The organism is Gordonia sp. w5E2 (genome assembly GCF_036540975.1).
GTDB classification, from domain to species: Bacteria; Actinomycetota; Actinomycetes; order Mycobacteriales; family Mycobacteriaceae; genus Gordonia; species Gordonia jacobaea.
In genome coordinates this window covers 1,689,493-1,702,486 of the sequence record NZ_CP144213.1, presented here as the reverse complement: position 1 = coordinate 1,702,486, position 12,994 = coordinate 1,689,493, and the positions used below count along the sequence as shown (strand labels likewise).

The window sequence follows — 12,994 nt, the reverse complement described above, 5'->3', positions numbered from 1 at the left end:
CACAGGACAGGCACCGCCGTCGTCGTCGACCTTATCTGCAAGTGAGGGTGATACCTCACTTTTGTCTCAAAGTGTGAGAGAGCGCTGCGAGGGCCCCGTGTAGCTGCTCAACGGACGGATCAGCGAGTTCGACGCTGCCTGTTCCATGATGTGCGCAGTCCACCCCGTGATGCGGCTCATCACGAAAATCGGCGTGAACGATCCGATGTCGAAGCCCATCAGGTGATACGCGGGTCCGGTCGGGAAGTCGAGATTCGGTTTGATGCCCGTGCGCTCGTCCATCAGCCGCTCGAGTTCGGTGTAGATGCGCAGCCACCGGTCCTCGCCGAGCTGCTCGGAGACCTCGACGAGAGCCGCACGCATCGTCGGCACCCGCGAATCACCGTTCTTGTAGACGCGATGGCCGAACCCCATCACCTTGTCCTTGTTCTCGAGCTTGTGCTCGAGCCAGGCGACCGCCCGTTCTGGGCGGTCGATTTCGATCATGTCGTACATGACCGCCTCGTTGGCGCCGCCGTGCAGCGATCCCTTCAGCGCTCCGATCGCCGCCGTCACCGCGCTGTAGATGTCCGACTGAGTCGACGTCACCACCCGGGCCGCGAAGGTCGATGCGTTGAAACTGTGCTCGGCGTAGAGCACCATCGACTTCTCGAACGCCGAGACGACCACCGGATCGGGAACCTCGCCGAAACACATGGCCAGAAAGTTCTCCGCGTAGCCGAGTCCATGGTGCGGGGCGATCGGGTCGAGTCCGCGTCGTCGACGCATGTCCGCCGCGACGATGGTCGGCAGGATCGAGAACATCCGCAGCGCCTTGTCGTAGTTCGCGGTGGGCGCCGCATTGTCCTCGTCCGGGTCCTCGGTGCCGAGGTAGCTGATGACCGTGCGAACGACATCCATCGGGTGGCAGTTCTCCGGAATACGGGCGAGGACGGCCTGCGTCGACCGGTCGAGTCGACGACTCGCCCGCTCCCGCTGCGTAAACGCGGCGAGTTGGGCGTCGGTGGGCAACTCGCCGTGCCACAGCAGGTACGCGACCTGTTCGAAGCTGCAGCGCGCGGCGAGATCCTGTACGGGATAGCCCCGGTAGGTCAACGAATTCGTCTCGGGCACAACCTTCGAGATCGCAGTGGTGTCGACGACGACCCCTGCAAGACCCTTGTGAATAGCAGGTTGGCCAACTGGCGGCGCGCTCATGGATGTACCTCCGGCGTGGAATTCAGGGTGAAGTTGAACAGTTCGGAATCGAAGTCGTTGTAGTCCGCGTAGCGCAGCAACTCGTAGAGCCTGCTCCGGTGCTGCATGCCGTCGAGGAGCCCCGATTGTGTTCCGGTAGAGGCGATCTCCCGAAGTCCGGACTCGACGGCACCCATCGCGATGCGTAGCGTCGTCACCGGATAGATGACCGCGTTGTAGCCGACGTCCCCCAGCTGTTTCGCAGTGAGCAGGTCGGATTTGCCGAACTCCGTCATATTGGCCAGGAGCGGAACGTCAACGGCCGCACGGAATCTCTCGAACTCCGAGGCGTCACGCAATGCCTCCGTGAAGATGAGGTCGGCGCCGGCATCGGCATACGCCTTGGCGCGGTCGATCGCGGCGTCGAGACCCTCGACGGCACGCGCGTCCGTCCGCGCGCAGATCACGAAGTTGTCGTCGCGTCGTGCCGTGACCGCTGCCGCAAGCCTTGCGAGCATCTCACCGACGGGAACGACGTCCTTGCCGTCGAGATGACCGCACCGCTTGGGATTGACCTGATCCTCGAAATGACAGCCGGACAACCCCGCGTCTTCGAGGGTGGCAACGGTCCGCGCCGCACTCATGGGTTCACCGAATCCGGTGTCGGCGTCGACAAGTGACGGCAGGTTGGTTGCGTGGGCGATCTGCCCGCCGCGAGCGGCGACCTCACTCAGCGTCGTGAGCCCGATGTCGGGGAGCCCGATATCGGCCGAGAGCACAGCGCCGGATACGTACACGCCCTCGAACCCGACGTCGGCTATGAGCTTGGCCACCAGCGGCGAGAATGCGCCGGGCCAACGCTGCAGACTTCCCGACGCCAGGCCCGCCCGCAGCGCGATCCGCTTGTCGGCGGCAGGTACGGATGACGAGAACAGCCCCGCCACAGCGCTTTCCGATGAGGTCATCAGAAGATCCCCGTCCCGATGGTCGGCGCCTTGTCGAGCACGACGGACAGCACCGTCGGATTGAGAGCACCGAGGCTTCCCTCCTCGAGCGACGCGAGACCGGCTGCCGCATCAAGGAATCGACGCTGTTCGGCCGCATCGATCACGCCGTCTGCCATGGTGGAGAACTTGGCCTCGTATTGCTCCCGAGCGAATGGGCGGGCACCGAGCGGATGTGCGTCCGCAACAGCCAGTTCGTCTGTGATGACCTCACCGTTGCGCAGCGTCACAACCGCTTTCGCGCCGAACGCCTTCTCCCCCGGATCGGTGGAGTGGTAGCGGCGGGTCCACTCGGGATCCTCGACCGTCGAGATCTTGCGCCACAGCTCGACGGTGTCGGGACGATTCGCACGTTCGGGCGCATACGACGCCTCGTGGTGCCAGAAACCGTCCTGCAGTGCGACGGCGAAGATGTAGGGCACCGAGTGGTCGAGCGTCTCGCGACTGGCCGACGGATCGAACTTCTGGGGATCACCGGAGCCCGTGCCGATCACGACGTGGGTGTGGTGGCTGGTGTGCAGCACGATCGATTCGATCTCGGCGAGATCGGTGATCCGCTCACGCATCCGACGCGCGAGGTCGATCGGCGCCTGACTCTGATACTCGGCCGAGTGCTCCTTGGTGTAGCTGTCGAGGATCGCCCGCTTGGCCTCGCCCGGACCGGGAAGCGGTATCTCGTAGACCTTCTCGGGGCCTCCGAGTAGCCACGCGATCACGCCGTCCTCGCCCTCCCAGATCGGAGCGGGCGCCCCCTCACCTCGCATCGCACGGTCGACCGCTTCGATCGCGATCTTGCCCGCGTGAGCCGGCGCGTATGCCTTCCAACTGGAGATGAGCCCCTTCCGCGACTGCCGCGTCGCGGTTGTCAGGTGCAGGGCTTGGCCGACGGCCTGGTAGATCGTCTCGACGTCGAGGCGCAACATGGTTCCCAGCCCCGCGGCGACGGAGGGACCGAGGTGCGCAACGTGGTCGATCTTGTGCTCGTGCAAACACATTCCGCGCGTCAGATCGATCTGGATCTCGTAGGCGGTGGCGATGCCTCGGATCAGATCTGCACCCCCGGCGCCGACGTGCTGCGCCACCGCGACCAGTGGCGGGATGTTGTCTCCCGGGTGCGAGTACTCGGCAGCGAGGAAGGTGTCGTGGAAGTCGAGTTCACGCACGGCAACCCCGTTGGCCCACGCCGCCCACTCCGGGGAGTACGCGCCGGCGACACCGAACACCGCTGCGCCGCGACCGCCCTGCCCGCGCGGGTGCGCGAGCGCCTGTGATCGCGCAGTCGTCACCGGCCGACGAATCACCGATGCGGCGCTGACCGCCGCGTTGTCGATGATCCGATTGATCACCATCTCGGCTGTCTCGATCGGCACCTCGACAGGGTCGACGGCGACCTCGGCGATCTTCTGAGCGAGATGCTCCGACTGCTCGAAGTCGGAGGCACTGCGGTGGGTCCGCACGTTGTGAATGATCATGTTCGCACCGTACGCATCTCGTTCCGCTCCACATAAGTCCTGGCGAATGCGTATTTTTGTGGATGACTACCCGCAAATTTGCGAATGTTGTGAACACATGACGAGCTAGGCTCTGCACATGGCACACCCCTCTGCCGCGACGCCCGGGAGACTTCTCGTTGGAGCTCGCCTACGCAGGCTCCGCGACGAGCAGGGACTCTCCCAGGCCGCACTCGCACGTCGAATCGACAAATCGACCAGCTACGTCAATCAGCTCGAGAACGACCAGCGCCCGATCACCGTCGGCGTACTTCTCGCACTCACCCGCGAGTTCGACCTCAACGCCGACTACTTCGCGGCCGACACCGACGCGCGCCTGGTCGCCGACCTGGCCGACGCACTTGCCACCGCACCCGACGGCGGCGATGTCACGCGCGCGCAGATCACCGAGCTCGTCTCCCGAATGCCCGACGTCGGCCGCACGATCGCCGCTCTCCACAGGCGTCTCGTAGCCGCCGAATCCGAGCTCGACACATACCGGGGCCAGGCAGCCAACGGCGGAGCGTCGTCGACTCCGATGCCGTTCGAGGAGGTCCGCGACTTCTTCTACGACCGCAAGAACTACATCGACGTCCTCGACCGGGCAGCCGAGGACATGTTCGATCAGCATGGCCTGCGCGTCGGAGGACTCGACCTGCAATTGGCGACGCTGCTGTCACGCGAACACGGCGTCTCCGTGTCGATCAGCCGTGACACCGACCCCGTCGCCGCCGCGCGCCGCCCCAAACGCGTCTTCGATCCCACTCGGCGCGTCGTCCAGCTCGCGGGTCGACTCACCTCCGGGCAGCGCGCGTTCCAACTGGCCACCCAGTTGGCGTTGATCACGCAGAGCGATGTGATCGACGCGGTGATCGCCGACGCCGTCGAACTGAGCGATGAGTCCAGGTCTGTAGCCCGAATCGGACTCGCGAACTACTTCGCGGGAGCATTGTTGTTGCCGTACAAACACTTTCGCGATGCTGCGGAGGAAGCACGCTACGACATCGAACTGCTCTGCGTCGGCTTCGACGTCGGCTTCGAGACCGTGTGTCATCGGCTGTCGACGCTCCAGCGCCCCGGACATCGCGGTGTCCCGTTCATCTTCGTCCGGACCGATCGCGCGGGAAACATCTCCAAGCGACAATCCGCCACCGCATTTCACTTTTCGCGGGCGGGAGGGAGTTGCCCGCTCTGGGTCGTACACGACGCATTCGCCTCGCCGGGGCGAGTTGTCACCCAAGTCTCGCAGATGCCCGACGGCCGGTCGTATTTCTGGCTCGCTCGGAGCACCGACGAGGGGTTGGGCTACCTCACACAGCACAAATCCTTCGCCATCGGATTGGGTTGCGATCTCGCACACGCCGACCGTCTCGTCTACTCCACCGGCATCGACCTCGCCGACGACCGTCGTACCGTACCGATCGGCGCCGGATGCAAGGTGTGCCCGCGACCTGCCTGCCCGCAGCGGGCGTTCCCGCAGGTCGGCAGGCCCATCGACGTCGACGTCACTGTCAGTGACTCCGTCCCGTATCGCCCGGCCCGCACAGGGTAGGTGAGCTCGTGAGCGACAGGGCGTCGTCGTTCTGTCCGTCACGCATGCGTCGGCGCGTATCCGGTCTGCGGTAACGTCGGGCGAAATGATATCGGTTACCAAGAAGCGCAGCCGTGCTCTCACGGCTCGGTCACTCGTACTCGGGTACGCGTGGCCGGCTCTTGCTGCCCTCGCCGTCTTGGCTGTCACCATAGCGGTGGTCGTAGGTCTCACACTGCAGTCGTCCCCGGCCGCCGACTCCGCGGCCGCGACGACTGCCGCACGTCCGGTCGCTGCCCCGATCATCCCCAAGCCCTCCTGCCCCGAGAAGTCCGAAGGAAAGGCCATCGTCGTCGGACTCGCGTCGCAACACATGGTCCTATGCCTTGACGGGCAACCGGTTTCCGACATCGCGGTGACCACCGGCAGCGTCGACCGCGGTGTAGGCACACCGCTGGGAACCTGGCGTATCGAAAGCCATGACGTCGATCGCACGCTGAGCGGTCCCGGGTACACGGTGTTCGTGCACTACTGGTTGCACCTGTTCGGCGACATCGGATTCCACGACTCACCCTGGCAGAAGTTTCCCTACGGCGACACGACGGCCTACAAGACCCGGGGCTCCGAAGGCTGTATTCACGTGCCCGGCAACGAGATCAAGCACCTCTACGACTGGGCGGGCGACGGCACGCCTGTCACGATCACCGCCTGAGTCTCATACCGACTCAGGCAGTGATCGTGACCCGGCCGCTCAGGCGACGTCGTCGCTGTTGACCTTCTCTGCGCCGTCGTGACGCCGCATCGTGAACAGCAGATTCAACGCGATGGCCACGAAGATGCCCACCGCAGCGCCACTGGAAAGCAGTTGTTTGGCCGCCGTCGGGAATTGACTGTAGAAGCCGTTGATCGTGATCGGCAGCAGGGCCACGCCGATCGCCGCAGCCGTGATGATCACGTTGGAGTTCTGGCTGTAGTCGACACGCCCGAGGATGCGGATACCGACCACCGCGATGGTTCCGAACATCACCACTGCTGCGGCCCCGAGGACGGGCCGCGGGATCGCCGCCACGACCTCACCGACGACGGGAAAGAACGCGAGGCACATCAGCATCGCGCCGGTCAGCGCTGTCACGTAGCGGCTGAACATCCTCGTGATGGTCAGAATGCCGACATTCTGCGCGAAGGTGACGTACATGAACGACTGGAACACGCCACCGCCCAGCGCGGTGACCACGCCGTCGGCACGCACGGCCGCTGCCAGGCGATCGCGCGAGACCTTCTGTCCCACCACTTCCCCGACGGCATTGACCTGTCCGGCAAGTTCGACGATGAGCACGATCTGAATCAGGGCCAGCGAGCAGATCGCCAGCAGGTCGAAACGCGGCACACCGAAATGCAAGAGGTCGGGGAACGAGAACGCGGCACCCTCACCGATGCCCGAACCGTCGAACATCCCCGTGAGCGCGGCGACAACGACGCCGACGATCATGCCGATCAACACCGAGATCGGTCGAAGCGCGCGCGGCAACAGGCAGTAGCAGAGCACGATGGCCAGCGCTGTTGCAGCGGCCACGCCGATCTTGGCCGGAGAAGCGAACCCGGGTTCGTCGGGATCGGAACCGACGATCATCTTTCCGCCCGCTGGTATCAACTGGATACCGATAAGCAGGATGGTCGTCCCGATGACGACCGGCGGAAAGAACCGCATGAGCTTGCTGACCAGCGGCGCAATGGCGATCGTCGCAAGGCCGACGACGAGCACCGAACCGTACATCGTCTGCAGTCCCTCACCCTGGCCGATGATCAGCATCGGCGCGATGCCGGTATACGACGCACCGATCACCATCGGCAGCTTCACGCCGACCTTCCAGATGCCCAGCGACTGCAGTAGCGTGCCGAAACCGCACAACAGCAGGTCTGCGGTGACGAGGTAGACGAGATCTGCCCGCGAGAGATCGAGCGCTGCCGACACCACGACGGGCACCGTCACCGTGCTCGCATACATCACGAGCAGATGCTAGAGCGCGAACACGACGAGCGGACCAGGTGAGGGAACCTTGTTCACCGGGTCGGTAGCGTTGTCCGACGCAGCGTCGGGGTGGGTCGAGTCGTGCGGCTCGACACGCTGTGCGGACTGGTCGACGATGATCTGATCGGTCGTCGCGGTGGGGTCGAAGTTCTTGCGGACGATCCTCTCGCGGACGCGGGAGACTGCGGTGGGGTTGCTCATGGCCTGTTCCTGTTTCAACCGGCGCCGAGTGTTCGGCTCTTACACGGCTCCGGTCGCGACCGATTCATCGGAGGAACTGCGCTGTACCCGATCGATCACGGTGGAAATCCGTGAGATCGCACGCGCTTTTCGAAAGCGAAGGAACCGGACTCCGGTTCCCGCGACGCAGTACAGGTCGGGACCCCTACTACGTGCAATCCATCTTGCGAGTACAAGTAAAACGGGATCGTGTTACGGCCGATTCACGTCGCGTAACAACAGCGTTAACGTGCCGGGTGGGCGGGTATACCCGCAACGATTGCGCACACCCCGACATGCCGCACCGGCTTGATCGTCGTAGCGTGTCGCTGTGCCCTCAGCAACCCTCATCGAGAATGCCTCCGTGGTGACAGTCGACCCGGATCGTCGGGAATTGACGCGCGCATCGGTACTCATCGAGGGCACCACGATCACAGCGATCATCGAGACGGACGCCCCGGCGGTGCCGTTGCCTGACGACGTTCTCCGCATCGACGGCACCGGCTGCGTGCTCACGCCCGGGCTCGTGAACACCCATCACCACCTCTATCAGTGGATCACCCGTGGCCTCGCCGCCGATCACACGCTCTTCCAATGGCTGACGACGCTGTACCCGATCTGGGCGGGTATCGACGAGCAGGCGGTGCACACGGCGGCGCTCGGCGGCCTGTCGACACTCGCGTTGTCCGGCTGCACGACGACGACCGACCACCACTACGTCTTCCCGCGTGAGGGCGGCGACCTGCTCGGCGCCGAAATCGGTGCAGCCCAGGCCGTCGGCGTGCGCTTCCACCCGACGCGCGGTTCGATGGACCTGTCCGAGAAGGACGGCGGCCTGCCGCCGGACACCGTGGTGCAGAGCATCGACGAAATCCTCACCGCCAGCTCCGATGCCGTTGCGCGCTGGCATGATCCGGCACCCGCCTCGATGCTGCGCATCGCGCTCGCACCGTGCTCACCGTTCTCGGTGACCACCGACCTGCTCCGCGAATCCGCCGTGCTGGCACGAGAACTCGGCGTCCGACTGCATACCCACCTCGCCGAATCGGTCGACGAGAACACCTACTGCGACGAGCATTTCGGTTGCACACCACTGGAATACATGGAATCCGTCGGTTGGACCGGCGACGACGTGTGGTTCGCCCACGGCATCGAGTTCGCCGACGACGAGATCGCCCGGCTCGCGGCGACGTCGACCGGCGTCGCCCACTGCCCCACCTCCAACGCCCGCCTCGGCAACCACATCTGCCGCACTCGCGACCTCGTCGACGCCGGGGTTCCCGTGGGATTGGGCGTCGACGGCGCGGCGTCGAACGAATCGGCGCGCCTCCTTGAAGAGGCACACCAGGCCGTGCTGATGGCCCGCACACGGGGAGGCCCCACCGCACTCACCACACGGACGGCGATCGAGCTCGCGACCATCGGTGGTGCTCAAGTATTGGGCCGTGCCAACGAGATCGGCTCCATCGAGGTCGGGAAGCTCGCCGATCTCGTCCTCTGGGACCTCACCACGCTCGCGCACGCCGACATCGACGACCCGGTGGCAGCACTGGTTCTCGGTGCCATCCCGCCGATCAAGGCATCGTGGGTCAACGGCACACAGATCGTCGCCGACGCCGAGCTGCTCACCGTCGACACGACGACCGTCGCGGCCGACTGCGCACACGAGCATCGCCGACTGCTGGACAAAGCACGCGGGGCCCTCACATGACACCCGCTATGGCACGCAGGGGACTGTGATGGATCTGCACACGATCTCGACCTACCGCTACGCCTACAGCCGCGACGACCTCACCCTGGCGGAAGGCGAACGCATCGTCGCGGGCGGCACGTGGTTCTTCTCCGAACCGCAGGTGACCTCGAGCGGGGTGGTCGACATCAGCCGCATCGACTGGGAGCCCTTCGAGGAACTACCCGACGGTGGCCTGCGGATCGCGGCGACAGCCACCATCGCGCAACTCGCCGAACTGCCCGCCAAGCCGGGTTGGCGGGCACACCCGCTGCTCTTCCAGTGCGCGACAGCACTTCTGGCCTCCTTCAAGATCTGGAACGTCGCCACCGTCGGCGGCAACATCTGCCGTTCGTTCGCGGCCGCATCGATGGTGTCACTGGCAGCGGGACTCGACGGTCGCGTATTGATCTGGCGCCCCGATGGCACCGATTACAGCGTCGACGTCGCCGATTTCGTCACCGGCAACGGAACCAACACCCTGGGCGAGGGAGAAGTGTTGCGCGCCATCGACATCCCCGGATACGCACTGCGCGGCCGAACCGGTTTCAGAAAGATCGCCCTGGCAGAGCTCGGGCGCTCCGGGGTGGTGGTGACCGGACGCCGCGACGAGGACGACACCGTCGTCGTCGGGATCACCGCGGCGACGCTGTGGCCTACCGTGCTGCGCTACAACGGATTACCCGACGCCGAGCGTCTGCGCGCCGATATCTGGTCGGCAGACGGCTACTACACCGACCCGCTCGGTGCCGCCGATTGGCGGCGCGGAGTCAGCGCGGTCCTGGCCGAACAGATCCGTGGCGAACTAGAACGGGACGCCGAAGGAGTTGGTGCACCGTGAAGTTCGAGATCAACGGCGAATCGGTCGACGCGACTCCCGCCGCCGGCCAGTGCCTGCGCACGTTCCTGCGCGACCAAGCCCACTTCGAAGTCAAGAAGGGCTGCGATGCGGGCGACTGCGGCGCGTGCTCGGTGTTGGTCGACGACACGCCGGTGCACTCGTGCATCTTTCCGGCCCAGCGCATCGAAGGGCGTTCGGTCACAACGGTCTCGGGCCTCGGTACCCCCGACGACCTCCACCCCATGCAGCAGGCCTTCGTCGACAACTTCGGCTTCCAGTGCGGTTTCTGCACCGCCGGAATGATCGTCACGGCGTCAACGCTCGACGCCGACACCGTCCACGACACCGACGAGCTACAGCGCAAGATGAAGGGAAACCTCTGCCGCTGCACGGGATATCGCGCGATCCGCCAGGCGATCCGTCGAGGCGTCGACACCGCGTCGCCGGCCGAGCAACCCGCTGGACGAGCAGACTCCTCCGCCGGTCGAGCAGACGCGAGAACCGCGTCCCCCGCTGGTCGAGCAGACGCGAGAACCGCGTCCCCCGCTGGTCGAGCAGACGCGAGGAACGAGCGTCGTGTCGAGACCACCTCCCCCGCGATCGGCACGTCGCTCACGCCGCCCGCCGGCCGCCGGGTTGTCACCGGAACCGAGCCGTACACCTTCGACGTCACAGTGCCCGGGACCCGCTATCTCCGGGTCCTCACTTCGCCACACCCGCACGCCCGGATCGTCTCGATCGACACGTCCGCGGCGCAGTCACTGCCCGGCGTCGCGCTCGTCCTCACCCACGAGAACGTCAGTACGCGAAGGTTTTCCACCGCGAGGCACGAGTCGCGCGCCGACGATCCCGACGACACGCTCGTCCTCGACTCCGTGGTGCGGTTCGTCGGGCAGCGGGTGGCGGCGGTGGTCGCCGACACCGCCGGAATCGCCGAGGAAGCGTGCCGACTGATCGTTGTCGAATACGAGCCCCTCCCGGGCGTCTTCGATCCCGAGGAAGCACGACGCCCCGGAGCTCCGCTGGTTCATCCCGAACGCACTCCCGAGGACCGCGTGTTCGAGGCCGAGCGCAACGTCATCTCCTCGTTCCACGAGGGATTCGGTGGCGACGTCGACGCGACGCTCGCAGCGTCGACCATCACCGTCGGCGGAACCTGGCATACCGCACGAATTTCCCACGCGCAGTTGGAGACCCACGGCTCCATCGGCTGGCTCGACGACGACGGTCGACTGGTGATCCGCACCAGCACGCAGGTGCCCTTCCTGGTCCGTGACGAGCTCGCTCTGTTGCTCGACCTCCCCGCAGATCGCATCCGCGTGTTCAGCGCCCGCGTCGGCGGTGGATTCGGCGGCAAGCAGGAACTGCTCACCGAGGATCTGGTGGCAATCGCGGTGTTACGCACCGGAATGCCCGTTGCCTACGAGATGTCGCGGACCGACGAGATGACCCGCACCACCTATCGCCATCCCTTCCGTGTCGCAGTCGATCTCGGCGCCGACGCCGACGGTCGCCTGCGTGCGATGAAGGTCGACGTCCTCTCCGACACCGGCGCATACGGCAATCACTCCATGGGCGTCATGTTCCACGCGTGCGCCGAATCGGTCTCGGTGTACAACTGCCCGGTCAAACGGATCGACGCCGAGGTGGTCTACACCAACAACCCGCCGTCGGGTGCATTCCGTGGCTACGGTTTGGGGCAGGTGATCCTGGCCGTCGAATCCGCCATGGATGAACTCGCGATTGCGCTCGACATCGATCCGTTCGAGCTACGTCGACTCAACGCGGTCCGCGACGGCGATCCGCTTCTCATCGCACACCCCGAACCCGAGGACGACCTGATCTACGGGAGCTACGGGCTCGACCAGTGCCTCGACCTCGCCCAGACGGCGCTACGCCGCGGCAACGATGTCGCTGCGCCAGAAGGTGATTCGTGGCGCGTCGGCGAAGGCATGGCCATTGCCGCCATCGCCACAATGGCGCCCCGTGGCCACTTCTCTACCGTGACCGTCGGTGTCGACACCGACGGTCGCTACCACGTCGGTGTGGGCACGGCAGAGTTCGGCAACGGCACGACGACGGTGCTCACCCAGATCGTCACCGAGGCGATGGGCACCGTTCCGTCACGAATCGTGTTGGCGCACGGCGACACCGACGCAGCGGTCTACGACACCGGCGCCTTCGCGTCGGCAGGCATCACGGTCGCGGGAAAGGCGACCTACGGCGCAGCACTCGCGCTGCGTACGGTGCTGCTCGACGCGGCGTCGTCGATCACCGCAACGGCACCCGATGCCATCCGGTTGGTCCCCGACGGCGCACTCGTCGGTGAACGACTGGTGAGCTTCGCCGAGCTCATCGACACCGTCGACCCTGCGCACCGCGTGGGCGACCGCGTGGTCGCCACCGGTTCCGAGAGTGGCGCGCTGCGCTCGATTGCGTTCAACGTGCACGCTTTTCGTGTCGCCGTCGACACCGTGACCGGCAGCGTGCGCATCCTGCAGTCCGTCCAGTCGGCCGACGCCGGCACGGTGATGAACCCGCAGCAGTGTCGCGGTCAGGTGGAAGGCGGTGTGGCGCAGGCGATCGGATCGTCGCTGTACGAGGAGATCATGCTCGACGGGAAGGGGGTAGCGCTGACCCCCGTGTTCCGTACCTACCGGGTGCCCCAGATGGCGGATGTCCCCGAGACCGAGGTCTACTTCGCCGACACCGCCGACGAACTCGGCCCGTATGGCGCGAAGTCTATGAGCGAGTCGCCCTACAACCCGGTGGCCCCCGCTCTTGCCAACGCCATCAGGCGGGCGATCGGCCAGCGGCCCTACGAGCTGCCGATGTCGCGTGATCGGGTCTGGCGCCTCCTCCAGGGGTGATCGGCATCCCAGACGCGGCCCGAGCGTGTGGACGCGGCTGGTGCACCAGCCGCGTCTGCCGATTCGAGCCGCGTCTGGGACAACTCGGGCGACGCACGGTTTCGG

10 protein-coding genes are annotated in these 12,994 nt (G+C 65.6%); 5 read left to right on the top strand and 5 right to left on the bottom strand.

What is annotated here, in order from left to right:
* Positions 1-66: 66 nt before the first annotated feature.
* Genes RND64_RS07760 through prpD form a run of 3 tightly spaced genes read right to left on the bottom strand, consistent with a single transcriptional unit; the run spans position 67 to position 3,652 of the window.
* Positions 67-1,197, bottom strand: coding sequence for a bifunctional 2-methylcitrate synthase/citrate synthase (locus RND64_RS07760; RefSeq protein WP_049699538.1), 1,131 nt, complete (start codon positions 1,195-1,197; stop codon positions 67-69).
* Positions 1,194-2,141, bottom strand: a complete 948-nt coding sequence (prpB, locus tag RND64_RS07755; protein WP_049699539.1) for a methylisocitrate lyase — start codon at positions 2,139-2,141, stop codon at positions 1,194-1,196. Before prpB ends, RND64_RS07760 begins: the two co-directional genes overlap by 4 nt.
* Complete coding sequence (gene prpD / locus RND64_RS07750; RefSeq protein ID WP_049699540.1) at positions 2,141-3,652, bottom strand: 2-methylcitrate dehydratase PrpD; 1,512 nt, start codon at positions 3,650-3,652, stop codon at positions 2,141-2,143. Before prpD ends, prpB begins: the two co-directional genes overlap by 1 nt.
* Before the next feature lie 118 nt (positions 3,653-3,770).
* On the opposite strand from prpD, the gene RND64_RS07745 reads away from it, so the two are divergent.
* Both RND64_RS07745 and RND64_RS07740 read left to right on the top strand, forming a co-directional pair.
* Positions 3,771-5,222 carry a short-chain fatty acyl-CoA regulator family protein gene (locus RND64_RS07745; protein ID WP_049699541.1) on the top strand — a complete coding sequence of 484 codons (1,452 nt, stop codon included), beginning with the start codon at positions 3,771-3,773 and terminating at the stop codon, positions 5,220-5,222.
* 85 nt (positions 5,223-5,307) lie between these two features.
* Positions 5,308-5,913, top strand: coding sequence for a L,D-transpeptidase (locus RND64_RS07740; RefSeq protein ID WP_049699542.1), 606 nt, complete (start codon positions 5,308-5,310; stop codon positions 5,911-5,913).
* Between the two features lie 39 nt (positions 5,914-5,952).
* Here the strand turns inward: RND64_RS07740 and RND64_RS07735 are convergent, their stop codons facing one another.
* On the bottom strand, positions 5,953-7,206 hold the full coding sequence (locus tag RND64_RS07735) for a nucleobase:cation symporter-2 family protein (protein WP_235434398.1): 1,254 nt from the start codon (positions 7,204-7,206) through the stop codon (positions 5,953-5,955).
* A gap of 12 nt (positions 7,207-7,218) precedes the next feature.
* Entirely contained in the window at positions 7,219-7,431 is a 213-nt protein-coding gene (locus RND64_RS07730) for a hypothetical protein (protein WP_235434384.1), read from the bottom strand.
* Positions 7,432-7,780: 349 nt separating this feature from the next.
* On the opposite strand from RND64_RS07730, the gene RND64_RS07725 reads away from it, so the two are divergent.
* The 3 genes from RND64_RS07725 to RND64_RS07715 are packed head-to-tail and all read left to right on the top strand — an operon-like array spanning position 7,781 to position 12,889.
* Positions 7,781-9,160, top strand: coding sequence for an 8-oxoguanine deaminase (locus RND64_RS07725; protein WP_049699543.1), 1,380 nt, complete (start codon positions 7,781-7,783; stop codon positions 9,158-9,160).
* Positions 9,161-9,188: 28 nt separating this feature from the next.
* Positions 9,189-10,019, top strand: a complete 831-nt coding sequence (locus RND64_RS07720) for an FAD binding domain-containing protein (protein WP_049699544.1) — start codon at positions 9,189-9,191, stop codon at positions 10,017-10,019.
* The gene (locus RND64_RS07715) at positions 10,016-12,889 is read left to right on the top strand and encodes a molybdopterin-dependent oxidoreductase (RefSeq protein ID WP_049699545.1); all 2,874 of its coding nucleotides are present in this window, start codon (positions 10,016-10,018) and stop codon (positions 12,887-12,889) included. The genes RND64_RS07720 and RND64_RS07715 overlap by 4 nt, the downstream gene beginning before the upstream one ends.
* Positions 12,890-12,994: the final 105 nt, after the last annotated feature.